21 protein-coding genes and 1 rRNA gene are annotated in these 23,843 nt (G+C 69.6%); 10 read left to right on the top strand and 12 right to left on the bottom strand.

What is annotated here, in order from left to right:
• The first annotated feature begins 45 nt into the window (after nucleotides 1-45).
• Both GRX01_RS02840 and GRX01_RS02845 read left to right on the top strand, forming a co-directional pair.
• Complete coding sequence (locus tag GRX01_RS02840; RefSeq protein WP_159663159.1) at nucleotides 46-414, top strand: universal stress protein; 369 nt, start codon at nucleotides 46-48, stop codon at nucleotides 412-414.
• On the top strand, nucleotides 411-971 hold the full coding sequence (locus GRX01_RS02845) for a GNAT family N-acetyltransferase (protein ID WP_159663161.1): 561 nt from the start codon (nucleotides 411-413) through the stop codon (nucleotides 969-971). The genes GRX01_RS02840 and GRX01_RS02845 overlap by 4 nt, the downstream gene beginning before the upstream one ends.
• A gap of 69 nt (nucleotides 972-1,040) precedes the next feature.
• On the opposite strand, the gene GRX01_RS02850 is transcribed toward GRX01_RS02845, so the two are convergent.
• The 3 genes from GRX01_RS02850 to pheS all read right to left on the bottom strand — a co-directional run bounded on the left by GRX01_RS02850 (nucleotide 1,041) and on the right by pheS (nucleotide 4,981).
• Nucleotides 1,041-1,487: a universal stress protein gene (locus GRX01_RS02850; RefSeq protein ID WP_159663163.1), complete on the bottom strand. Its 447-nt coding sequence runs from the start codon at nucleotides 1,485-1,487 to the stop codon at nucleotides 1,041-1,043.
• Between the two features lie 192 nt (nucleotides 1,488-1,679).
• Entirely contained in the window at nucleotides 1,680-3,485 is a 1,806-nt protein-coding gene (gene pheT, locus GRX01_RS02855; protein ID WP_159663165.1) for a phenylalanine--tRNA ligase subunit beta, read from the bottom strand.
• Nucleotides 3,485-4,981, bottom strand: a complete 1,497-nt coding sequence (gene pheS / locus GRX01_RS02860) for a phenylalanine--tRNA ligase subunit alpha (RefSeq protein WP_159663167.1) — start codon at nucleotides 4,979-4,981, stop codon at nucleotides 3,485-3,487. The genes pheT and pheS overlap by 1 nt, the downstream gene beginning before the upstream one ends.
• Before the next feature lie 417 nt (nucleotides 4,982-5,398).
• Between pheS and GRX01_RS02865 the strand changes: the two genes are divergently transcribed.
• Nucleotides 5,399-5,926 carry a DUF5518 domain-containing protein gene (locus GRX01_RS02865; RefSeq protein WP_159663169.1) on the top strand — a complete coding sequence of 176 codons (528 nt, stop codon included), beginning with the start codon at nucleotides 5,399-5,401 and terminating at the stop codon, nucleotides 5,924-5,926.
• Nucleotides 5,927-5,942: 16 nt separating this feature from the next.
• Here GRX01_RS02865 and GRX01_RS02870 read toward each other — a convergent pair whose 3' ends face one another.
• On the bottom strand, nucleotides 5,943-7,100 hold the full coding sequence (locus tag GRX01_RS02870) for an NAD(P)/FAD-dependent oxidoreductase (RefSeq protein WP_159663171.1): 1,158 nt from the start codon (nucleotides 7,098-7,100) through the stop codon (nucleotides 5,943-5,945).
• 62 nt (nucleotides 7,101-7,162) lie between these two features.
• Here GRX01_RS02870 and GRX01_RS02875 point away from each other — a divergent pair, with 62 nt between their 5' ends.
• Nucleotides 7,163-8,203: an ornithine cyclodeaminase family protein gene (locus GRX01_RS02875; RefSeq protein WP_394351362.1), complete on the top strand. Its 1,041-nt coding sequence runs from the start codon at nucleotides 7,163-7,165 to the stop codon at nucleotides 8,201-8,203.
• A gap of 49 nt (nucleotides 8,204-8,252) precedes the next feature.
• Here the strand turns inward: GRX01_RS02875 and GRX01_RS02880 are convergent, their stop codons facing one another.
• The 4 genes from GRX01_RS02880 to GRX01_RS02895 form a co-directional block, all read right to left on the bottom strand.
• On the bottom strand, nucleotides 8,253-8,402 hold the full coding sequence (locus GRX01_RS02880) for a hypothetical protein (RefSeq protein WP_159663173.1): 150 nt from the start codon (nucleotides 8,400-8,402) through the stop codon (nucleotides 8,253-8,255).
• Between the two features lie 118 nt (nucleotides 8,403-8,520).
• Entirely contained in the window at nucleotides 8,521-10,170 is a 1,650-nt protein-coding gene (locus GRX01_RS02885) for a tryptophan--tRNA ligase (protein WP_159663175.1), read from the bottom strand.
• Nucleotides 10,167-11,228: a tRNA-intron lyase gene (endA, locus tag GRX01_RS02890; protein WP_159663177.1), complete on the bottom strand. Its 1,062-nt coding sequence runs from the start codon at nucleotides 11,226-11,228 to the stop codon at nucleotides 10,167-10,169. The genes GRX01_RS02885 and endA overlap by 4 nt, the downstream gene beginning before the upstream one ends.
• 111 nt (nucleotides 11,229-11,339) lie before the next feature.
• Entirely contained in the window at nucleotides 11,340-12,116 is a 777-nt protein-coding gene (locus tag GRX01_RS02895; protein WP_159663179.1) for a topoisomerase DNA-binding C4 zinc finger domain-containing protein, read from the bottom strand.
• Between the two features lie 138 nt (nucleotides 12,117-12,254).
• Here GRX01_RS02895 and GRX01_RS02900 point away from each other — a divergent pair, with 138 nt between their 5' ends.
• Nucleotides 12,255-13,103, top strand: coding sequence for an HAD family hydrolase (locus GRX01_RS02900; RefSeq protein WP_267903180.1), 849 nt, complete (start codon nucleotides 12,255-12,257; stop codon nucleotides 13,101-13,103).
• On the opposite strand, the gene GRX01_RS02905 is transcribed toward GRX01_RS02900, so the two are convergent.
• Complete coding sequence (locus GRX01_RS02905) at nucleotides 13,046-15,388, bottom strand: DEAD/DEAH box helicase (RefSeq protein WP_159663181.1); 2,343 nt, start codon at nucleotides 15,386-15,388, stop codon at nucleotides 13,046-13,048. The two genes, GRX01_RS02900 and GRX01_RS02905, sit on opposite strands and share 58 nt — an antisense overlap.
• 415 nt (nucleotides 15,389-15,803) lie before the next feature.
• Nucleotides 15,804-16,508: an SDR family NAD(P)-dependent oxidoreductase gene (locus GRX01_RS02910; protein ID WP_394351364.1), complete on the bottom strand. Its 705-nt coding sequence runs from the start codon at nucleotides 16,506-16,508 to the stop codon at nucleotides 15,804-15,806.
• 147 nt (nucleotides 16,509-16,655) lie between these two features.
• Between GRX01_RS02910 and GRX01_RS02915 the strand changes: the two genes are divergently transcribed.
• Genes GRX01_RS02915 through GRX01_RS02925 form a run of 3 tightly spaced genes read left to right on the top strand, consistent with a single transcriptional unit; the run spans nucleotide 16,656 to nucleotide 19,909 of the window.
• A complete protein-coding gene (locus GRX01_RS02915; RefSeq protein WP_159663185.1) occupies nucleotides 16,656-19,313 on the top strand; it encodes a valine--tRNA ligase in 2,658 nt (885 codons plus the stop codon).
• A gap of 57 nt (nucleotides 19,314-19,370) precedes the next feature.
• Complete coding sequence (locus tag GRX01_RS02920; RefSeq protein WP_159663187.1) at nucleotides 19,371-19,640, top strand: hypothetical protein; 270 nt, start codon at nucleotides 19,371-19,373, stop codon at nucleotides 19,638-19,640.
• A complete protein-coding gene (locus GRX01_RS02925; RefSeq protein ID WP_159663189.1) occupies nucleotides 19,637-19,909 on the top strand; it encodes a hypothetical protein in 273 nt (90 codons plus the stop codon). Before GRX01_RS02920 ends, GRX01_RS02925 begins: the two co-directional genes overlap by 4 nt.
• Nucleotides 19,910-19,913: 4 nt before the next feature.
• On the opposite strand, the gene GRX01_RS02930 is transcribed toward GRX01_RS02925, so the two are convergent.
• On the bottom strand, nucleotides 19,914-20,969 hold the full coding sequence (locus GRX01_RS02930; RefSeq protein ID WP_159663191.1) for a quinone-dependent dihydroorotate dehydrogenase: 1,056 nt from the start codon (nucleotides 20,967-20,969) through the stop codon (nucleotides 19,914-19,916).
• Nucleotides 20,970-21,029: 60 nt separating this feature from the next.
• Nucleotides 21,030-21,227: a hypothetical protein gene (locus tag GRX01_RS02935; protein WP_073310087.1), complete on the bottom strand. Its 198-nt coding sequence runs from the start codon at nucleotides 21,225-21,227 to the stop codon at nucleotides 21,030-21,032.
• A 267-nt stretch (nucleotides 21,228-21,494) separates the two neighbouring features.
• Between GRX01_RS02935 and GRX01_RS02940 the strand changes: the two genes are divergently transcribed.
• Both GRX01_RS02940 and GRX01_RS02945 read left to right on the top strand, forming a co-directional pair.
• A complete protein-coding gene (locus GRX01_RS02940) occupies nucleotides 21,495-21,803 on the top strand; it encodes a non-histone chromosomal MC1 family protein (protein WP_159663193.1) in 309 nt (102 codons plus the stop codon).
• A gap of 579 nt (nucleotides 21,804-22,382) precedes the next feature.
• A 16S ribosomal RNA gene (locus GRX01_RS02945) occupies nucleotides 22,383-23,843 on the top strand; the annotation flags it as partial.

The raw sequence follows: 23,843 nt of genomic DNA on the forward strand, positions 1-23,843 counted from the left end.
CCGCCCGGCGGCACGCTTTTGTCCGGGCCCCCCGACCGTCGGCGCATGAAGGTACTGCTGGGCGTCGGCGGGAGCGACGACTCCCTTCGGGCGCTCGAGGACACCGTCGAGCGCGCTCGGGCCGCCGGCGACGACCTCACGGTCGCGGTCGTCGAGAACCCCCGCTCCGAGCGCTCCCCCGAGGAGGTCGACGACCGGGTCCGAACGGTGCTCGCGGACGCGGGCCTCGACGCCCCCGTCCGCCACGTCGAGGGCGACGCGGGCAGCCGACTCGTCGCGATCGCCGAGGAGGAGGACTTCGACATGATCGCCATCGGCGGCGGCGAGACCAGCCCGATGGGGAAGATCAACCTCGGCAGCATCGCGCAGTTCGTCCTGTTGAACTCACACGTCTCGGTGAAACTGGTCCGATGAGCGGCGACCGCGTCTACCCCGACGAACCGGCCGGGCCGTTCGAGGCGCCGCCGCTGTCGTTCGTCGACGGCGAGGATCGCGACATCGAGATCCGACCGTATCCCGACGACGCCGACGGCGAGTCCGGCGAGGACGAGTTCGAGGCGCTCGTGGAGATGTACACCGAGTTCGATCCGGCGGACCGCGCACAGGGGATCCCTCCGGGTCGGGAGTCGGACGTGCGCTCGTGGCTGGAGACGATCCTCGGCGACGACGGGTACAACGTCGTCGCGTGGGACGACGACGCCGTCGCCGGCCACGCGACCCTCGTTCCCGACGGCGACGCCTACGAGCTCGCCATCTTCGTCCTTCAGGCGTACCAGGGCGCCGGCATCGGCACGCACCTCATGGAGGCGCTGCTCGGCCACGGCGCGGCCAACGGCGTCGACAGGGTGTGGCTCACCGTCGAGCGGTGGAACCGCGCGGCGGTCGGCCTCTACAAGAAGGTCGGCTTCGAGACGAGCGACGCCGAGTCGTTCGAGCTGGAGATGACCGCACTGCTGGCGGATCCGGCGTAGCGGTTCACGGGTCGGCCTCGGCGTGGGTGGCGATCGCCCGTCGCGTCCGGGCGCGTTCCGTCGCCGCGTTCACACCGACAGCACGGGCTGGCTCGCGTACAGCAACACGTACTCGGCGGCCTTCTCCAGCACCTCCCCGGGCTCGCCGGTGAGCGGCTCGCGAGGGATGACGACGAAGTCGGCGTCGATGTCCTCGGCGGTGTCGAGGATGACCGACCCGGGATGGGTGGTCTTGCGCTTCGTCGAGAAGCCGTACGCGATGGACGAGGACACCTCGACGCCCTCCGCGCGGGCGAGATCCCGGACCGTGTCGGTGAACGCCTCGGTGTCCTCGGCGATCTCCGACCGATCGACGACCTCCTCCTCGATGGCGCGGACGACCTCCTCGCCGAGCACGTACACGGCGTGGACCTGCGCGTCGTACCGCTCGGCGACGGCGACGGCGTACTCGACCGCCGTCAGTGACTCGTCGCTCCCGTCGACCGGGACCAACACGCGTTCGACGGCCAGGCTCATACGGGTTCCTGCGGCGGTTGGCGTGAAAGGTGTTCCCCTCGGGCGCGCCGCGATCCCTCGCCGTCCGCGGGTTCGGGACGTGCGTTCCCCGCCGTCGCGACGATCGGTCGCCCCGGGGACCTACGTGGCGACGGATGACTCAGGCACCGGAGGGTCACTCCGGTGTCGACGGACTACTCTCCCTCCGGCGGGCTACTCCAGCGCCGACAGCGAGAACTCGAAGGCGGCGACGGGCACCTCCATGTCCCGGTCGACCAGCACCTCCGGGTGGAGTTCGCCGACGACGCCGACCGAGTCGCCGTCGACGACGACATCGGCGACGCGGCCGTCGAGGAAGCTGGGGTGCTCGGTCGCCGGCGTCTCCAGGTCGGCGTCGAAGTCATCGCAGACGGCCTGCAGCCGCGCCTTGGCGTCCTCGTAGGTGGCGTCGGTGCGCGCGAGCACGCCGGCGACGCGGCGGTCCTCGGCGACTCTGGTGTTCACGTCGTCGTCGCGGTGGGCGACGAAGCCGACCTCCGCGAGGTCCTGCGGGTAGCTCCGGTGGGTGTTGTTCTCCAGCACCTGCACCAGCGAGGGGAGCGCCCACGTCCGGAGCTGGGTGTAGTCCTCGCTGTACGGGCTGGTGATCTCCGCGCGCGGCTCGGCGCCCAGCGGCGCGTCCGCCAGGTCGGCGCCGGTGTCGCGCTCGTCGATGCGCATCCGGTCGTAGTTCTCACCGGCCGAGGTCATGTGGAAGTTCAGCATGTCCTCGAAGCCGAGGCCGATGAGGCTCGTGCGAACCGCACGCTCGAGCCGTGAGCGCTCGTGGCGGCCGCCGATGGTGCCGATGTCGGGGTACGTCGGCTCCAGTTCGTTGAAGCCGTACGCCCGGCCCACGTCGTCGACCAGATCCAGCGGGTGGAGCACGTCGACGCGGTACGGCGGAATCTCCACGTCGTAGACGGTCTCCTCCTCACCCAGACTGTAGGCGGCGTCGAGGCCCGACCGTTCGAACAGGTCGACGACCGCCTCGCGCTCCAGCTCGACGCCGAGCATCGTCTCGATACGGTCGTGGGTGACTGACTTCTCGTCGGTGTCGAGGTCCGGCCGGATCAGCTCCGGGCCGTACTCGTCGGGGTACGTCGCGCCGTCCGCGTAGTCGATCTGCACCTCCTCGACGGTGCCGCCGCGCGCCGAGAGGGCGTAACAGAGGACGACGCACATCTTGTCGATGGTCCACTGGTCGGTCCCGGTCAGCTCGATGAACAGGTCGCGGGAGTCGGTGTCGACCTCCGTGCGCTTCCCGTTGATCACCGGCGGGAACGAGAACAGCCCCAGCTCGTCGTAGATGGCGGGGTATCGGTCCAGATCCTCCACGAGGTCGGCGTACGTCTCGCCCGTCTCGTGCTCGGCCAGCACCTCCGCGGGCGTCAGCTCGGCGTTCGCGTCCAGCGGGACGAACCGGTCGCCCTCGGGGTCGACCCCGCGGTAGGTGATCGTCTTCTCGGTCGCGGCGAGATCCGCGGTCGCGGCGTCGATGGTCCCCGACGGCTCGCTCTCCTCGGTGAGCGCCTGCCCCTTCAGCATCGTGAGGTCGTGGACGCCGATGGCGCCCTTCGCGCGCCCCCGTCCCATCGTCGCGTGCAGTTTCTCCTGTAGCTGGATCAGCGACTCCAAACCGGACTCCCCGAGTTCGACGCCGCGGACGATCGCGCCGGTGACGTACGGGCGCTCCTCGGGCACGGAGGGGTCGACCTCGATGGTCCAGTCGGCGTCGTTCACGTTCGGGACGTAGACGCCGCGGTCGGCGCCGTACTGGTAGCGCAGCGAGCGCGCCACGCCCTCGACCGAGAGCCGATCCAGGCGGTCGGGACCGAACTCGAACTGGAGCAGTCCGTCGTCGGTGTCGCCCTCGTACTCCAGCCCGAGCGCGAACAGGTCCTCCTTGAACTCCTCGTCGCTCTTGTCCTCGCCGGTCAATCCTCGAAGCTCGTCCGTGTCGATGTCGACGACTGGCATCAGTAGGTCACCTCCGCGTTCCGCAGGAACTCAAGGTCGGCAAGAGTGCCGTGCAGGTCGCGGATGTCCTCCGCGCCGGTCGTGAGCATGGCGAGGCGTTCCAGCGCGAGCCCCCACGCCATCACGTCACAGTCGATGCCCAGCGGTTCGAGCACCTCGTCGCGGAACATGCCCGAGTTCCCGATCTCGATCTCCTCGCCCGTCTCGGGGTGCTCGCCGAACAGCTCGAAGCTCGGCTCCGTGTAGGGGTTGTAGTGCGGCTTGAACCGGATCTCCTCGATGCCGAACTGCCGGTAGAACTCCTCGAAGGTGCCCATCAGGTCGCGCACCGAGAGGTCCTCGGCCATCACCCACCCCTCGATCTGGTAGAACTCCAGCAGGTGGGTGGCGTCGAGCGTGTCGTTGCGGTACGCCTTCTGGACGGAGAAGTACCGCTGAGGCGGCTCCAGGTCCGCGTCCGCGTAGCCGGAGAGGTAGCGCATCGACAGCGACGTGGTGTGCCCGCGGAGGGCGATCGCCCGCGCGAAGTCCTCCGACCACGGCGAGTGGTAGCCGTCGCCGTCCTCGCCGACGCCGTCGCGGTGGGCGTCCTCGACGCGGTCGACCAGCGCCTCCGGGAGGTCCGCCACCGGCGGCACGTCGAGCGCGAAGCGGTCCCAGTGGGTCCGTGCCGGGTGGTCCTGCGGCATGAACAGGCAGTCGTTGATCCAGAAGTCAGCGTCGGCGTGGGGGCCGTCCATCTCCTGAAAGCCCATGCCGACGAGCACGTCCTTCACGCGCTCGGACATCCCGCGGAGGACGTGCTCGCGACCGCCCTCGACGGCCGGCGCGTCGGCCTCGACGTTGTACTCCGCGAACTCCACGTCCTTCCACTCGCCGCTCGTCAGGAGTTCGGGCGTGAGTCGGTCGACCGTCTCGGCGGCCTCGACACCTTCCATCAGCGCCGTGACGCCCTCGTCGGTGAGTGCCACCGAGCGGACGGTGCGCTCGTCGAGTTCGACGAGCCCCCGGCTCTCCAGTCGGTCGAGCACGTCGTCGTCGTCGACGGCGTCGCCCGTCGCGAGCGCCGCGAGCGCGGCGGCCTCGGTGTCCGCGTCGGGGTCGGCGTCCGCGTCCGCGGAGACCTCGCCGGAGTTGACGACGCCGTACCCCTTCCGGGCGTAGTTGGCGAGCGCGATGTCGACCTCCGGGCCCTCCAGCCCGGCGGCGCCGACGGCCTCGCCCATCCCGACCGTGCCGCCGGCCTCGCGGGCGGCGCGGAACAGGCGGACCTCGGGGAGCCCCTCGTCGCGGTACGTCTCGCCCTCGTCGGTGAGCCGCGCCGACTCCTCGACGCGCTCCTCGACGGCGACGAGCCCCTCATCGCGGAGGTCGAAGGCTGCGCGGGTCGCCGCCTCGGGCTTCAGGTCCGTCTGGTCTGCGAGCTGTTCGATCGGCCTCGCGTCGGTCGCGCTGGCGGCCTCCAGCAACGCGACCTGCGCCTGTGGGAGTCGCATTCGGTTGTGTTCGTGTCCGTGTGGTCGGTGGTTAGTCGTGTCGTTCCGGTCCGGCTCACGCCGTCGACGCCGGACGGACGCGGCTCGGACGGTGGCCTGCGCCGGAGACCCGGTTCGGTTTCGCGCGATCGGACCCGTCGGGAGCCGACCGCGATCCGCCGGGGTCAGCGGCGCGGGAAGAAGAACGTGGCCCCGTCGCCGGCGACGGTCGTCGACGGTTCCCGCGGGGGCGTGGCGGATCCGGTCGCCATACCCGCGCTCCCGCGCCGGCGGACAAAAGCGTTCGGGCGGCGACTCGCGCCGATCGCACGTCCGGGACATCGTCGATTCGTCCCCATCGCCGACACCGGCCACCGCCGATGCCAGCTACCACGTGACTCAGCACGACTTATGACCTCAGCGGGCGAACACGTCAGTATGGTATCCTCGCGATCGTCCTCGCTCACCTCCGGCGACACACTGAAACACGCGGCCATCGGCGCGGTCGTCTCGCTCGTCACGTTCTTCCTGCCGTTCTCGCCGGCCATCGGCGGCGGGGTCGCGGGCTACCTCCACGGCCCCGACCGCGAGGCCGGCGCGACGGTCGGCGGGCTCTCGGGCGTCCTCGCCGCGATCCCCGGCGCCGTCATCGCCACCCTCATCGCGTCGGTGTTCGTCATCGCCGGGCCCGGCCAGCGGTCCGGGCTGCTCGTCGCGTTCGTGTTCTTCCTCGTGATCCTCGTCGTCTCGGTCGCGTACGGCGCGGTCGTCGGCGCGGTCGGCGGCTTCGTCGGCGCGTACCTCAACGAGGAGTTCTCGGGACCGACCGAGACCGAGACCGAGCGGTTCCGCGACCCGACGACGCTCCGTGAGGGCGCCGGATCCGACGGTCCCGACGACGACCCGGACCCGGATCCGGAGCTGACGGGGTTCGACGAGGCCGACGACGGCTCCGACCGGAACTGAGCCGCTCGCGGCGGCCTCACGCGACGTTCCGCTCGACCCGCTCGTCGCCGCGCTCGAAGCGTCCCCTGTCGAGCCCGGACACGTCGACGGTCGACGACTCGCCGTCGAGGACCAGCTCCGCGACGACCGTCGCCGTGGCCGGCGCGTGCTGGAACCCGTGTCCCGAGAATCCCGCGGCGGTGACGACGCCCGGAACCGATTCCTCGACGATGGCGTGGTGATCGGGCGTCACGGCGTACAGGCCGGCCCACCCGCCCGCGAGGCGGCTCTCGGGGCCGAAGTAGTCGGCCACCCCGCCGACGCGCTCGACCGCCTCGACGGCCCAGTCGGTGTCGGGCGTCTCCGAGAAGCGGTCGGGGTCGGCCACGACCGGGTCGGCCTCCGCGAAGTGGCCGCCGACGAGCGCGCGTCCGTCGCGCTCGGGGCGGAAGTGCGCGGTCGTGTCCGCGTCGATCACGAGCGGGTCGGACACGGGAACCGGGTGCTCCGGTTCGACGACCGCGGTCTGTCTGCGGTGGGGCACGATGGGGAGGTCGTAGCCCGCGGTCTCGGCGAGTCGCGGCGCCCACGCGCCGGCGGCGTTGACGGCGTAGTCGGCCTCGACGGAACCCCCGCTGCCGTCCGCCAACTCGACCCGGACACCCGACTCCCTGGGGTCGAGCCCCGCGACGGGCGTGTTCGTCCGGATCTCGACACCCTCCTCGCGCGCCCCGCGGGCGTACCCCTGCAGCGCGAGGTGTGGGTCGGCGAAGCTGTCGTCCGGGCAGTACGTCCCGGCGACGAACTCGTCGGCGCGGAGGCCGGGACACAGCTCGGCGGCCTCTCCGGGAGCGACAGTCCGGCTCTCGACCCCGTGCTCGTTCTGCATCGATACCTGATCGGCGAAGGCGTCCGCGGTGTCGCCGTCGCGAGTGAGAAAGAGGTAGCCCGTCCGCCGGCGCTCGATGTCGACGCCGAATCGCTCCTCGAACTCGTCCCACACCTCGACGGAGGCGACCGAGAGCTCGACGTTGACGCGGGTGGAGAACTGCCCGCGGATCCCGCCCAGCGCGCGGTCGGTGCTGCCGGCGCCGAGGCTCCCGCGCTCGAACAGCGTCACGTCGACGCCGCGGACGGCGAGCTCGTACGCGCTCGCCACTCCGACGATCCCGCCGCCGACGACCGCGACGTGCATGTTCCGATCCATGGCACCTCGTCACATGAACGTTGCCGCCGGATCCGCGGGCGGACGGTCCGATGACGGTCCGAAGCCGCGAGGAAACACCGAAGTCCGTCGCCCGCGACCCGTCGCCCATGCACGTGTTCGACGACGACGCGGTCGCGGACCTCCTCGCGCTCGACGACCTCCTCGGGGTCGTCGAGCGGGCGTTCCTGAAGCAGGGCCGCGGCGAGGTCGAGCGTCCCGACCGGCCGCACTTCCCGGTCGGCGAGGGACTCGACGGCCGCGACGAGCCGGCGGGAACCGGGCTCGCGATGCCGGCGTACGTCCACGGCGACCCCGCGTACGCGACGAAGCTCGCCTCCGTGTTCCCCGGCAACGCCGCCCCCGAGGTCGACCGACCGACGGTGCAGGCGCAGGTGCTGCTCACTGACGCGTCGGACGGTGAACCGCTCGCGCTGTTCGCCGGGGAGCGGATCACGAACGCCCGGACGGGCTGTATCGGGGGGTTGGCGGCCCGGGAGCTGGGTGCGGGTACGGGACCCGTCGACCTCGCGGTCGTCGGCGCGGGCCAGCAGGCGCGCTGGCAGACCCGTGCTATCGAGGCGGCCCGCGGCGTCGAGCGGGCGCGGATCTACTCCCCGACGCCCGATTCGCGTGCGGCCTGTACGGCAGATCTCCGCCACGAGGGGATCCCCGCCGAGGCGGTCGATTCGGCGGAGGCGGCCGTTCGCGACGCCGACGTGGTCGTCACCGCGACGACGAGCGAGACGCCGGTGTTCCCGGGCGACGCGCTCGCCGACGGGGCGCTCGTCGTCGCCGTGGGTGCCTACGAGGCGTCGATGCGGGAACTCGACCGAACCACGTTCGAGCGGGCCGACCGGGTGTTCGCGGACGTGCCCGAGGAGGTCGCCGCCGTCGGCGACATCGTCGACAACGACGTCGCGTCCGCGCGGCTGCTGCCGCTGTCGGCGGTGTTCGAGGGCGACGCGGGACGGGAGTCGGCCGACGAGGTGATCGTCGTCGAGAGCGTCGGCTCGGCGGTGTTGGACACGGCGACCGCGAACTACCTGTGGAGGGAAGCGAGCGAGGAGGGCGGGGTGGAGATCGCGTTCTGAGCGCGGAGTGACGGCCGAGGCGTGAGGGCTACCGGGGGGAGCCCGCCGGCTACTCGCCGCCGCTCTGTATCGCCGTGATCGTGAGCCCGTAGGTCGTGCCGCACTCCTCACAGACCGCGACGGTGCTGACTTCCACGTCGCCGCCGCGCGTGAAGTCCGACACCTCCTCGCCGCACTCACACTCGAACGTATACTCCATTCACCCCTACCTCTCACGAGGTGTCAATACGTCTTTCGGTCGACAACTCGGATCCGATACTCGGCTGCCGGTCGGCATCGCCGGCTCGGGCCGCGCGGCCTCCCTCCGGCCGGCCGCGCTACTCCTCGTCGCCGGGGATCCCCCGCCGCGACCCGTCCACGTCGAGGTCGATGTCCAGGTCCGCGAGCAGCTCCTCCGCCTCCTCGCGCTTCTCCTGATGGTCGGCGAGGAACTCCCTCATCAGCGTCGCCGCCTGCTCCTTGCAGCCGCCGCAGAGCCGCTCGCCGCCGACGCACTCCTCGTACACCTCCTCGGCGAAGCCGTCGTCGTCGTTCGCGAGCAGATACGCGTACAGCTCGTACACCGGGCACTCGTCGGCCTTCCCGCCGAGCTCGCGCTGCTTGTCGGCCGTCTCTCGGCCGCCGGTCGTCGCGGACTTCACCTTGTCGTACCCCTCCTCGGGGTCGTCGAGCAGCGAGATGTGGCTCGCCTCGATGGAGGAGGACATCTTCCCGCCCGTCAGGCCGGTCATGAAGCGGTGGTAGATGGACGACGGCGTGTAGAAGCCGAAGCCGCCGTTGTCGACCTCGACCTCGCGAGCCAGCTCCTCGGCGTCCTCCCGGTCCAGCTCGAAGGAGTCGATGTGGGCGTCGAAGACGCGCTTCTCGCCGGGCACCGCCTCGATGAGCGCCTCGAAGGCGTCCTCGTCGGCGTTGCGGTCGAGGAAACGCGTCCGGGGGCGGAGCGGCTCCATGCCGGCGTTCTCCAGCTTCTCGACGGCACCGGCGCGGGCGGACTCGAACTCGGCGTCCACGTCCGCCTCGGCGAGCCACGCGGCGGCGTCCTCACAGCGCGGCGTCTCGGGGTCCTCGGCCCACTCCTCGCGCCGGTCGTAGGCCCGCCCGACGAGCACGCGCTCTGCGGCGTCGAACTCGGGGCTGGCGAACGCCTCGGTGACCCTGAAGTAGCGCGTCTTGCGCGCGATGTCCCGCGAGAGCCGGACGTGGGGGTCCTGATCGGGGCCGACCGGAATGACGGTCGGCTTCGGCTCGTCCAACTGCGGGTAGAGGATGTCCGCCATCTGGGTGACGACCGACTGCATGTGCGAGACGGACGTCTCCCCGTCGAAGCCGTAGATGGACTCGAACTCCGCGAAGCGGGCGTTCGACCCCAGCTCGAACGCGAGGTCCTGCAGCCGGCGGTTCGTCGACTGGCGGTACAGCTCGCCGTCCTCGGGGTCGAACCCGAGCGCGAGCAGCGAGAGGAGGTAGTCGCGGGCGTGCTCGTCGATCTCCTCCCAGGTCAGCCCGCGGGCGGAGTGAGCTTCGAGGTCCGCGATCAGCCCGTAGGTGTCGGCGCCCTGCTCCTGGTGGTAGATCAACTCGTCGAACACGAGCTTGTGGCCGATGTGCGGGTCGCCGGTCGGCATGAACCCCGAGAGAGCCGCGGCGGGTTCGTCGTTGGCGAGCGCGCGGGCGACGGCGCCGTAGTCGCGGTGGCCGAAGATGACGCCCCGGCGCATGAGGTAGTGCGGCTCGGGCACCTCGTCGATGATCGCCTCGAACTCCTCGATGCCGAACTCCTCGAACAGCTCCCGGTAGTCGGCGACGGTCGCCGAGCCCCACGGGTCGAGCGCGACGCCGCCGTCGGGCACGGCCCGACGCCCCTCGGTGCGCGAGCGCTCCGCACCGCCGTCCGTTCGCGCTCGATTCTCCTCGCCGTCGGCTTCGTCGGTGCCCCGTTCGGGGCTGGTGTCGTCGTCGCTCATGGGGTGAGTCGCTCGACCGTCAGGTAGTCGTTCGAGTCGTCGCCGGCGAGCGCAAAAACCATTCGCTTCCGCACGCCGCCGGCGAGGCGCACGTCCAGCGCGAGCTCCCGCGGGTGGAAGCGGTGGTCGGGCGTCACCACCCGAACGAGACACTCGGAGTGGGGGAGCTCCGCCACGGACTCCACCGCGTCGTAGGTCCGGAAGTCGGCGCCGAACTTGTACCCCGTCTTCGGGACGACGCCCCGGTCGCGAAGCTCGCGGTACACCGAGAGGCGCCGGTCGAACCGCTCGCCCTCCACCTCGTGTCCCCGCTCGATCACCGCGTCGGCGTCGATGTCGACGGCGCCGCGCGTGGCGAGGTCCGCGGCCTCCAGCAGCGACAGTTGGAGCGCGTCCACGTCGGCGTCGTCGCGGCCGGAGACGGGCTGGCCGTAGAACGCCGACTCGTACAGGGCCGCCGGCGGCGACCAGCAGACGACGCGGTCGTCCAGCAGGTCCGCCTCGACATCGGCGGGCAGGTCGTACTCGGTTCGGCCGTCGAAGCCGCCGCCCGCCTCACAGCCGAAGTACGACACCTCGCTCTCCTCGTCGACGACCGCGAGCGTTCGGCCGACGAGGTCGGCGGTCGTCAACTCCTCGCGCTCGCCGACGACGCGGACGCGGTGGGCGACGGGCCCGCCGGGCTTCTCGCCCCGTTCGAACACGAGGATGTCGGCGTCGGCGCCGCCGTCGTTGCCGGCGTCTCCACCGGGGCCACTCGCGCTGCCGGGCCATCCATCGCGGACGGGCGCGAGGTAGAATCCCCGTTCGCGGAGGTCGGCGTACACGAGGAACCGGGCGGCGAAGCTGGGTTCGCTCGCGACGCTGTCGCGGAAGAACGCCCTGAAGTCCATCCCCGACACCGAGTCGAGGTCGCCGCGATACAGCAGGTGTGCCGCCTCCACGCGTGCGAGGGTCACGTCCGGGCCGTCGGCCCGCCCGTACCCCCGGGCGTCGTGGAAACGCTGGCGGGCGTCGCCGCGGGCGCGGACGACGTCGCCGTCGAGTGTCGCGTTCATTGTGTGTACGGGCGGGTGGTCGGCGTATAGGGGCTGTGATCGTGTGTCTCGCCGTGTCACGGCGTGTCGAAGCTGTCACTGCCGCGGGTGCGTCGCGTCGTCGACGGTCGGTCAGGGGCTGTGCTCCGGGTCAGCCGGCCGGTCCGATTCGCAGGTGCCGTCGAGACAGCGCACCCCGGTCGCGGTCTCGAAGCGCGGGAGGCCGCAGGTACACTCGCCGGCGAACACGCCAGCGGGCACCGAGAACGCCGTCTCGCAGTCGGGGTAGCCGTCGCACCCGAGGAACGCGCGGCCGCGGTGCTCCCGGACGCGGAGGTCCCGGCCGCAGTCGGGGCAGTCGAACCGGCGGTCCAGCGCCTCGCGGACGGCGTCGGTCATCGAGTCGCAGGCGTAGTCGATACACAGTCGGAGCAACTCGCCGCGCTCGACGGTCATCAGCGGGAGCCCGCAGTCGTCGCAGGTGTCGTCGTCGTGGACCGTCGCGCCCGAGGGGAGGCCGTACCCCTCGTCGCAGCCGAGACAGACCACGTCGCCGCCGGCGCGGACCAGCGCGGCGCCGCAGTCGGGGTCGGGACATTCGCCGACGGGGACGCCGGCGTCGCTGACCGGCAGCTCCGCCACCTCGCCGGCGTCGTGCGAGCGCACCGTGAGGGTGCGGCCGGCGTCGTGGGCCGTGACGGCGAAGCCGTCGTCGTCGGTCTCGACCGTGAGCGAGTCGGGACGCGTGAGCCACGCGACGGGCTGGTAGCCCGAACGGTCGTGGACCAGGAGCGTGCGGTCGGGCTTCGCGAGGACGACGACGCGCCCGCGCTGGGTGCGGGTGTCCCCGGTCGTCGTCTCGAACCGCGTCGTGCAGTCGCCCGCGAGGACGGTGGAGGTCGCTGCCATGGGGGTACTGGTACCGGTTTCCTATTTGGACCCTCGCAGTGTCGAGCGGAGTTCGGAGGGCGTCGACCCGGATCGAGAGGATCCGGCGTCGCCGTCGCGGGCCGGAACGCCCATCCCGTCGGGCGCGGACGGTCGGGTATGTCCGAGTCATCCGGCGGCGACGCCGCCGACTCGCGAAGCGGAACCGACTCCCCCGACGCCACGGACGCCGCGGACACGACCGACTCGGCGTCGGACGCGCCGGATTCCGCGCCCGGATCGGCCGCCGCGGCGCCGCCCGAGGGCGCCGCAGTCGTCGTCTGCTTCGACATGGACGGCGTCCTCGTCGACTCCGAGGACTACTGGCACGTCGCCGAACGCGAGGAGATACTGCCGCGCGTGCTCGCTGACGGCTCCGACTCCCCCGAACTCGACGAGGTGACGGGGATGTACTACGGCGAGATCTACGACTACCTCGCCGAGCACTACGAGGTGGTCGTGGACAGGGACGAGTTCATGACGCTGTACGACGAGACGGCGGAGTCGATCTACGGCGAGCGCGTCGAACTCCTCGACGGCGCCCGGGCGTTCGTCGACGAACTCCGCGACGCGGGCGTTCCCGTCGCGCTCGTCTCGTCGTCGCCACGCGACTGGATCGAGGTGGTCCTCGACCGGTTCGCGCTCGCGTTCGATCTGATCGCGCCCGCCGAGGAGTTCGACGGCCCGGGTAAACCCGAGCCGGGGCTGTACGAGGAGGCGATCCGCGATCTGGGCGGGACGATCGACCGCGCGGTCGCGGTCGAGGACTCCGAGAACGGCGTGCTCGCGGCCGCTCGATCGGGCGCGTACACGATCGCCGTCCGAGACGACCACAACGCCGCAACCGACCTCTCGGCGGCCGACGAGGTCGTCGACCGGGACGACCCGGAGGCGCTGTTCGCGTCGGTCCGTCAGTCCACGCGGACGATCCGCGAGTCCGTCTCGGGGAGCAACGGCAACTCGGGGTAAACGATCTCCACCTCGTACCGCATCTCCGCCTCGCCGGGCGCGCCGAACACGCCGACCGGGACGGTCGTCTCGTCGCTGAGGTAGAGCGTCTTCTCGGTCATCTCGACGCCGTTCGCGGTGACGCGGATCCCCGCGCGGGCGCTCCCGCCGACGTTCCGAACCGTGACCTCCAGCATCTCGTTCTCCCCGGTTCCGATCGCGTCGGGGAACGCGCCCCACTCGACGACGGCGTTCGGGAGGTCCTCCGCCTGCCGTACCACGCGCTCGGCGACTCCCTCCGAGAGGCCCGCGCGGGTGAGCCGCTCGGTCCCGGCGGCGATCACGTCCGCGGGGGTGGTGAGCCCGCCCGCCGACAGCGACTCCGCGCGTCCCTCGCCGACGCCCTCGATGGCGGTGAGGCCGACCGCCTCGCGCTTGACGCCGTGCTCGACCCGCGCCTCGACCCGGCGGACGAGGTTCGCGGCGCGCGGACCGGCCACGGCGTCGGCGAACTCCCGCAGCGCCGCGAGCAGGCGCAGCGCGTTCTGGCGGATGATCCACGCGTCCGACCGGAGGTCCGAGGGCGTCGACCCGTGGACCGCCGCGTGGAGGATCGCGAGCACCTTCCGGTTGCCGCCCTCCAGATCGGTGTCCACGTCCGAGAGCACGCGGTCGACGGCGTCGGCCTCCGACGAGCGCGAGGAGGCGGAGTCGAACTCGGCGGCGGCGGCGACCGTGCGGAGGACGGCGTTCTCGTCGATCGCCTCCCGCTCGCCGAGCCCGGCGAACCGCTCGGCCGTCTCCATCCGCAGGTAGTACTTCGAGGCCAGTCGGCCCAGCGTGGTCGCCGCCACTCCGAGCTGGTCGTCGGTCTCGACGAAGCCGCGGTCGACCAGCGAGTCCAGCGTGTCGCGGACGCTGTCGCGGATCCCCTCGAAGTCGTACGCCTCGGGCTCGGTGCCCGCGCGGACGTAGTAGAACGTCGTCTCCAGCCACGACATCACGTCGTCGAGCCCGGAGATCGTCCCGAGGGCGATCTCGGCGTTCAGATGCGAGTCGAGGTCCTCCGCGAGGCGGGACTCGATCTCCTTGCCCTCCCGCAACAGGGTCCGGTACTTGTCGGCGTCCGCGCGGTCGCAGACGACCCAGCCGTACCCCACGTCGTCGTATCCCGGTCGCCCGGCGCGCCCGAGCATCTGGAGCACGTCGAGCGGGCTGATGTCGACCTCGCCCTCCAGCGGGTCGTGGTACTTCGTGTCCCGGATGACGACACAGCGGGCGGGGAGGTTCACGCCCCACGCGAGCGTCGAGGTGGAGAACAGCAGCTGTATCTTCCCCTCCTTGAACCACCGCTCGACGCGGTCCTTGTCGTTCTTCGAGAGCCCCGCGTGGTGGAAGGCGACGCCGTCGACGACCGAGTGCCGGAGCGTGTCGTTGTCCAGTTCCTTGGCCGCGGTGTGGAAGTCGTAGTCGCCGCGGGCGCCCATCTCGAGGTCGCGCTCGCCGATCTCGTCGCGGGCCTTCTTGGCGGCCATCACGGTGTCCTGCCGGGAGGAGACGAACACGAGCGCCTGCCCCTCCTCGCGGATGTGCGGCTCCGCGAGGTCGAGCGCGCGGTACAGCCGGCGGTACTTGTCGGCGAAGGAGTTGTCGCCGTGGGTGTACGTCTTCACGCCGGTCTCCAGATCGACCGGGCGGTACTCCTCGCCGAACTGGAAGGTGGTCTCCGGCGGCGCGTCGAGCCACTCGGCCACGTCGCCGACGTTGGGCATCGTCGCCGACAGAGCGACGACGCGGGGGTCACAGAGGCGGCGCAGCCGGGAGACGGTCACCTCGAGGACGGCGCCGCGCTTGTCGGAGTCGAGCAGGTGGACCTCGTCGATGACACAGCAGTCCACGTCGTTGATGAAGTCGTAGCGGGCGGACTCGTGTTTCCGCGTCGCCGAGTCGGTCTTCTCGGGCGTCATCACGAGGATGTCGGCGCGCTCGGCGCGGCGGGGGTTGAGGTCGCGCTCGCCGGTGACGACGTACACGGAGTAGCCGAGCTCCTCGAAGCGGTCCCACTCGGCCTCCTTCTCGTTGGTGAGCGCCCGGAGGGGCGCGATGAACAGCGCCGTGCCGCCGTCCTTCAGCGTCTCGCAGATCGCGAGTTCCGCGAGCGCGGTCTTGCCGGAGGCGGTCGGGGCCGCGGCGACGACGTTGTCGTCGCGCTCGAGGATGGCCGGCAACGCCTCCCGCTGCATGCGGTTGAACTCCTCGAAGCCGAACGCGTCGGCGAACTCCGGGACGGCGTCTGCGACCTTCATTCGTTGGATGTCGTCATGGGCGGTTGGATCTCGGGGTGGCGCGGTCCGCGATCGGTCGGGACTGAGGGATCGGATCGAGCCGGGTCGTGTCGGCGGACCGCGCCGGCAACTACGAGTAGGTCGGGGCGCTTCGGCGGATGAACCTTTCCCTCTGCGGTTGATCGGGCGTGGTCGTGTTCGTGTGAGCCGGATTCATGGAAGCATTCGTCGTATTCGAGGTCGGGTCACTCCGTCTCGTACCGCGAGCGAGGGCGAAGCCCGAGCGAGCGGAAGTTTTGGCATCACCAGACGCCCCCGGCGTCTGGTTAGTAGTCGGATTCCTGCGGAATCCGACGACATGAACGGGTTTTTCTGAGAGGGGTTCCCGCAGGTCGCCGGAGGCGACCGAGGAAACCCCTCTCAGAAAAGAGGTTCGTTAGAAGTCCTCGACGTGCGGCCGCAGATCCAACTCCAGCGTCCACGCGCTGCGGTCCTGTTGCACGAGGTGCCAGTAGCTGTCGGCGATCGCGTCGGGATCGAGGTACTCCTCGGGGGTGTCCGTCTCCACGCCCGGCGTGAGGATGCCGCCGTCGATCACGACGTGGGCGACGTGGATCCCCTCCGGGCCGAGCTCTCGCGCCATCGACTCCGCGAGGCCGCGGGCGCCGAACTTCGCCATCGAGAAGCCGACCGCGCCCTCGCGCCCGCGCACGGCCGTGGTCGCGCCCGTGAAGACGATCGTCCCCGCCGTGCCGTCGTTGTCCGCCCCGGCGCGCATGTCCTTGACCGCCTCCCGCGAACAGAGGAAACCAGCGCGCGGTCCGACCTCGTACGCCCGGTCGAAGGCGTCGAGGTCCGTGTCCATCAGCCCCGTCCAGCCGGCGGCGCTGGCGTGATTCACGAGCACGTCGACGGGGCCGAGATCGGCGCGGATCCGGTCGAACGCCGCCTCGACGTCGGTCGGCTCCGCGAGGTTCGCCGGCGCCGCGACCGCCGCCGTCGGCAGGTCGTCGGCCAGCTTCCGGATGTAGCCCTCGCTGCGGGCGATCAGCCCCAGGTCGCACTCCTCCGCGGCGAACCGCCGCGCGATCGACTCGCCCAGTCCCGGGCCGACGCCCGCGATGACTGCCGTGGTCATGATCGCCGTGTCGCTCGGGCGGGGCATAACCGTTGGCCGGGGGTCGAGGTCGCCTCCGCGGCACCACGGCACCGCGACCGCGCTCGACCGTGTGCCGCTCCCTCCCACAACCGAGTCGCTTAACAGGCGTTCCGGGGAAGTACGTGTGAAATGCCCAGTGGGGACTACGACCCGGAGACCACAGAGCCCGAGTGGCAGCGGCGCTGGGTCGACCAGGAGACGTACGCGTACGACGAGGAGGCCGCGACCGACCCGAACACCGTCTTCTCCATCGACTCCCCGCCGCCGACGGTATCCGGCGACCTCCACATGGGCCACCTGTACGGGTTCACCCTGCAGGACTTCGTCGCCCGATTCGAGCGCATGAACGGGGAGACGACGTTCTTCCCGTTCGGCTACGACGACAACGGCATCGCCTCCGAGCGGCTCACCGAGGACGAGCTCGACATCCGCCATCAGGACTTCGAGCGCCGGGAGTTCCAGCGCAAGTGCCGCGAGGTGTGTGCCGACTACGAGGCACAGTTCACCGAGAACATTCAGGGACTCGGCGTCTCGGTCGACTGGAACCACACCTACCAGACGATCGAGCCGCGCGTCCAGCGCATCTCCCAGCTCTCGTTCGTCGACCTGTACGAGCAGGGCCGCGAGTACCGCGAGAAGGCACCCGCGATCTGGTGTCCAGAATGCGAGACGGCCATCTCGCAGGTCGAGACCGAGGACGACGAGCAGGACAGCCACTTCCACGACATCGCCTTCGGCGTCTCTGGGAGTGACGAGGAGTTCACCATCTCGACGACGCGGCCGGAACTCCTCCCCGCCTGCGTCGCCGTCTTCGTCCACCCCGACGACGACGAGAACCAACACCTCGTCGGCGAGTCCGCCGAGATCCCGCTGTTCGGCCACGAGGTCCCGATCCTCGCGGACGAGGGCGTCGACATGGAGACCGGCTCGGGGATCGTCATGTGCTGTACGTTCGGCGACCAGAACGACATCGAGTGGTACCAGATCCACGACCTGGACCTGCGCGTCGCCATCGACGAGTCCGGCCACATGACCGAGGTCGCCGAGGGGTACGAGGGGATGCACTCGACGGAGGCCGGCGAGGCCATCGTCGAGGACCTCGACGACGCGGGCGCGCTGCTGGACCGCCGCGCCATCTCTCACACGGTCAACGTCCACGAGCGGTGCGGCACGAGCATCGAGTTCCTCGTCACCGAGCAGTGGTACATCCGGATGCTCGACAAGGCCGACGAGTACCTCGAGGCGGGCCGGGAGATGGAGTGGTTCCCGGAGAAGATGTTCTCCCGGTACGAGCACTGGGTCGAGGGGCTGCAGTGGGACTGGCTCATCTCCCGCCAGCGCTCCTCGGGGATCCCGTTCCCGGTGTGGTACTGCGACGACTGCGGCGAGGAGATCATCGCCGACAAGGCCGACCTCCCGGTCGACCCGCTCTCGGACGACCCGCCCGTCGACGCCTGTCCGGAGTGCGGTCACGACGAGTTCGTTCCCGAGGACGACGTGCTGGACACGTGGGCCACCTCCAGCCTGACGCCGCTCATCAACGCGGGCTGGGACTGGGACGGGGAGGCCGAGGAGTACACGATGGAGCACCCGGAGCTGTACCAGTTCGACATGCGCCCGCAGGGCCACGACATCATCAGCTTCTGGCTGTTCCACACCCTCGTCAAGTGCTACGAGCACACCGACGAGGTGCCGTTCCACGAGACGCTGATCAACGGGATGGTGCTCGACGAGAACCGCGAGGCGATGTCCAAGTCGAAGGGCAACGTCGTCCTCCCGCGGGAGGTGCTCGCCGAGTACCCCGTCGACGCCGCCCGCTTCTGGGCCGCCGGCTCGGCCATCGGCGACGACCTCCCGTACAACGAGAAGGGGCTGCGCGCGGGCGAGAAGCTCCTCCAGAAGCTGTGGAACGCCTCGAAGCTCGTGGAGTCCCTGGTCGGCGACGCTCGCGAGGAGCGGCCCGACCTCGAACACGACGACCTCCGGGAGCTCGACCGGTGGCTGCTCGCCGAGCTGGACGAGCTCGCCGAGACACTCACCGAGCAACTGGAACGACGGGAGTTCTCGAAGGCCCGGGACGACCTCCGCGGCTTCTTCTGGCACACGTTCTGTGACGACTACCTCGAGGTCGCCAAGACGCGCGTCCGGGAGGCCGAGGACGACGACCCCGCGGCGCGGTACACGCTGTCGGTCGCCCACGAGCGCTTCCTGAAGCTGTTCGCCCCGATGCTCGCGCACGTCACGGAGGAACTGTGGCAGGACATGTACGCCGAGGACCGCGCGGGCGACGACTTCGACTCCGTCCACCTGCGCGACTGGCCCGAGCCGCTGGGCGTCGAGGCCGACCACGAGGCCGGCGTCGCCGCGATGTCCGTCGTGGGTGCGCTGCGCCGGTACAAGAGCGAGCGAGGCCTCCCGCTCAACGCCGAGTTGGACCGCGTCGAGGTGTACGGCGAGGGCGACCTCGCGGCGTTCGCCGACGACGTCCGCGGCGTGATGAACGTCGGCGAACTCGCCGTCCTCGACGAGGAGCCCGAGGTCGAGTCGGTGATCGTCGGCATCGACCTCGACTACGCGCAGGTCGGTCCGAAGTACGGCGAGCAGGTCGGTGACATCGAGGCCGCGCTCGCGCAGGACGACTACGAGATCGTCGACGGCGAACTGCACGTCGCCGGCGAGACGCTCGGCGCGGACCTGTTCGAGGTCGACCGCGAGCGTAGATACTCCGGAACCGGGGAACTGCTCCAGCCGGAGGACGCGGTCGTTATCGTCCACGGCGACGAGTAGTCGGCGCGCGCCCTCGTCGACCCAAACCGTCTTCTCGCCGCGGCCGGACGCTCACCCGTGAACAGACGTGCCCTCTCGCTGGGCGGCTTCGTCGTCGCCGGCGTCTCACAGGTTCTCCTCGGCGCCGCCATGTACGCGGGCGGCGACACCCCCGCGAACCCGCTGTTCTCGGTACTCGGCGGACTGCTGGTCGCCGGCGTGTTCGCCCGCGCGCTGCTCCGCGGCGACGACCTGAACGGCCTCGCGACCCGGCCCCTGTTCGTCGCCGTCGGCGTCGCGTCCGGCGTCGTCTCGGCCGTACTCACGCTCGGGGTGCTGATCGGATGAACCCGGACGTGCGCGTCCTCTCACTCGGCGGGTTCGCGTTCTCGGGTGCGTGCCAAGTCGCGGTCGGCGTGGTCGAGTACGCGAACGGCGCGCTCTCGGATGCCGGACTGTCGATCCTCGTCGGCGTCGGCGTGCTGTGGATATTCGGGGGACCGCTGGTCCGAGGAGACGACCTGAACGGGGTCGGCTCCCGGCCGGCGTTCGCGGCCGTCGGCGTCGGCCTCGGAGTGGTCTCGGCGGCGGTCCTGCTCGTCACGCTCGGCGTCTGACCGGCTACAGGTCCGCGCCGACCGCGTCGGCGACGGAGTCGAAGCCGTCGCGCTCCAGCAGCCTCGCCAGTCCCTCGTTGATGTCGCGGGCGACGCTCGGTCCCTCGTAGACGAGGCCGGTGTACAGCTGGACGAGGCTCGCGCCGTTCCTGATCTTCGCGTACGCGCCCGCGGCGTCGGAGACACCGCCGACGCCGACCACCGGCACGTCCGTGCGCTCCGCGATGAACCGGACCATGCTCGTCGCGCGCGCCTCGAGCGGCTTGCCCGAGAGCCCGCCCCGCTCTGCCCGCTGGGGGCTCCGGAGGGCGTCGGGGCGATCGGTCGTGGTGTTCGTCGCGATGACACCGTCGAGACCGAGGTCGTCGACGACGGCGAGCGCTTCCTCGACGGCGGGTTCGGGGAGGTCCGGAGAGAACTTCACGAGCAGCGGGTCGGCGCCGGCGTCCGAGAGGGTCCCGAGGATCCGCTCCAGGGACTCGCGGTTCTGTAGCGAGCGCAGGCCGGGGGTGTTCGGGGACGAGACGTTGACGGCGACGTAGTCCGCGTGTGCGCCCACGCGCTCGTACGTGTACAGGTAATCGTCGGCGGCGTCCTCCAGCGGAGTCGACTTCGACTTGCCCACGTTGACGCCGAGGGGAACCTCGGGCGCGGGCTCGCGGTCGAGGCGATCGCCGACCCGGTCGGCTCCCTCGTTGTTGAAGCCCATGCGGTTGACGATGGCGTCGTCCTCCCGCAGTCGGAACATCCGCGGACGGGGATTCCCCGGCTGGCGCTCGGCGGTGACGCCACCGACCTCGACGTGACCGAAGCCGAGTGCCGCGAGGGCCCGCGGAACCCGGGCGTTCTTGTCGAAGCCGGCGGCGACGCCGACCGGCGTCGGAAACTCGACGCCGAACGCGTCCGTCTCGAGCCGCTCGTCGCTGACGGCGTATCGATCGCGGAGAAGCGTCTGGATCGGTGTTCCCTGAACGGCGCGCAACAGTCGCTGAGTGGTCTCGTGGGCGGTTTCGGCGGGGAGCGCGTACAGCGCCGGCTTCGCGAGATCGTAGGCCCTCATTGCGGTGCTCGCCCGTGTCTCAGAGCGGGCACGCTCTTGAACTGCGGGGGTTGTCCGGACTCAGAAGTCGTGTTCTACCTCGTCGGGGTCCGCCTTCTGAATGATGATCTTGCCGTCGCGGACGCGAACGAACACCTCGTCGCCGATATCCATGCCGGCGACCGCGAGCTCGTCCTCGTGCAGGTTCACGTGGACGTTGTGGTACTCGCCGTTCTCGTCCTTGGCACCACTCGGACTGAGCGTCTTCTTCCGGACCATCGGCTTCGGTACTCCGTGGGTCCCCCGACGAGACACATAAGTGTTGTTTACGACCGTCCGGTTCCGGATCCGCGGGACGGACGCCGCTGCGGGCACGCCGTTGAGAGCTGAAACCACCAGTCAACTGTGGCGGTCAGGCGCCGCCGCCGGCCCCGAGGACTCCGCGCTCGCCGCACCGAGCATATGAACCTTTTCCCGATGATGGGATTATTTCCCCGATACGTTTATCATACAGTGTGTGTTCGATTCACACGGAGGCGAAAAACCATGGTACGTGAGGACGGTAAGCGGAACTTCGCGCTACGCGAGGGTGACGGCACCGAGGAGAGCGTCTTCTCCGGCAACACGCCGCGACAGGCTGCGCTGAAGGCCGCCCGCCGGCTCGAACCGGCGAGCTCCGAGGACGCGGCCGAACGAGTGGAACTCCGGCTCCGAGAGAAGGGGACCGACAAGGTCCACATCTACGAGGGATGGTCCTGGCGGGAGTCCGCGCCGGACAACAAACCCGACTGGATGCCTTCCGAGATCACCGAGGCGAACGTGTCGAAGAAGGGCATCGAGCACCTCGAGAGCTGATCTACGCACTGTCCGTTCTTTGATACTCGGTCCGCCAGTCACAACACCGGGACTGATCAGGCCCGTCCGTGGCCCTCGGTCGACCGCTCATCCGGCTGACCACGGGCGACATCATAGGCAGTTGATGACTATGCCGTTCCGTGAAACCGCATGACGCGGCGGGATCGAGACGACGGCCTTTTATGTTCCCCTGCCATTCGAAGAAATGCGAAGGTCGCACGGGACGCCCCGGGCGACACGGCACACCCCTTCGGGGTGTGTCGAAGTTCGTTCCGATGCCCTTATCAACGGCAAAGGCATCGGATGCAATGCGAAGACACGACGCGAGTCGAGGCGGTTCAACCCCGCCGCGGTTCGCCTCGTCGACGGGCTTCGAAGGGGTTAAGTCCCCTGGCGAAGTACGTTGATATCCGCAAGAGATGAGGATTCCGCCCCTGCGGTCCGCCGCAAGACGGTATCTGATGTGAGCCTCGATAGTTCGGTGTCACCCGATCGGTGTCGCCGAACATGGACCACGCAATGGTGAAGTCGCGCTTCGCGCGTGACTTCCCGCCACCCCCTCCCCTCACGGGGAGGAACATTCCGGTTGATCCTGCCGGAGGCCATTGCTATCGGAGTCCGATTTAGCCATGCTAGTCGCACGGGTTCAGGCCCGTGGCGAATAGCTCCGTAACACGTGGCCAATCTACCCTACGGACCGGAATAACCTCGGGAAACTGAGGCTAATCCCGGATACTGCTCCCATGCTGGAACGCCGGGAGCCGGAAACGTTCCGACGCCGTAGGATGAGGCTGCGGCCGATTAGGTAGACGGTGGGGTAACGGCCCACCGTGCCATTAATCGGTACGGGTTGTGAGAGCAAGAACCCGGAGACGGAATCTGAGACAAGATTCCGGGCCCTACGGGGCGCAGCAGGCGCGAAACCTTTACACTGCACGACAGTGCGATAGGGGGACTCCGAGTGCGGAGGCATAGTGCCTTCGCTTTTCTGTACCCTAAGGCGGTACAGGAATAAGAGCTGGGCAAGACCGGTGCCAGCCGCCGCGGTAATACCGGCAGCTCGAGTGATGGCCGATCTTATTGGGCCTAAAGCGTCCGTAGCCGGCCGGGCAAGTTCGTCGGGAAATCTACCAGCTCAACTGGTAGGCGTCCGGCGAAAACTGCTCGGCTTGGGACAGGAAGACCCGAGGGGTACGTCCGGGGTAGGAGTGAAATCCCGTAATCCTGGACGGACCACCGATGGCGAAAGCACCTCGGGAGGACTGATCCGACGGTCAGGGACGAAAGCTGGGGTCTCGAACCGGATTAGATACCCGGGTAGTCCCAGCTGTAAACGATGTCTGCTAGGTGTGGCGCTGGCTACGAGCCAGCGCTGTGCCGTAGGGAAGCCGAGAAGCAGACCGCCTGGGAAGTACGTCCGCAAGGATGAAACTTAAAGGAATTGGCGGGGGAGCACTACAACCGGAGGAGCCTGCGGTTTAATTGGACTCAACGCCGGACATCTCACCAGCCCCGACTGTTCGAATGAAGACCAGTGTGATGAGCTTGTCAGACGATCAGAGAGGAGGTGCATGGCCGCCGTCAGCTCGTACCGTGAGGCGTCCTGTTAAGTCAGGCAACGAGCGAGACCCGCGTCCCTAATTGCCAGCAAGACCCTTGAGGTCGTTGGGTACATTAGGGAGACTGCCGCCGCCAAGGCGGAGGAAGGAACGGGCAACGGTAGGTCAGTATGCCCCGAATGGGCTGGGCTACACGCGGGCTACAATGGTCGGGACAATGGGTTCCTACCCCGAGAGGGGACGGTAATCTCAGAAACCCGGTCGTAGTTCGGATTGTGGGCTGAAACTCGCCCACATGAAGCTGGATTCGGTAGTAATCGCGTGTCACAAGCGCGCGGTGAATACGTCCCTGCTCCTTGCACACACCGCCCGTCAAAGCACCCGAGTGAGGTCCGGATGAGGCCTGGGTTGCCAGGTCGAATCTGGGCTTCGCAAGGGGGCTTAAGTCGTAACAAGGTAGCCGTAGGGGAATCTGCGGCTG

It is taken from the genome of Halobaculum saliterrae, assembly GCF_009831625.1.
Classification (GTDB): Archaea; Halobacteriota; Halobacteria; order Halobacteriales; family Haloferacaceae; genus Halobaculum; species Halobaculum saliterrae.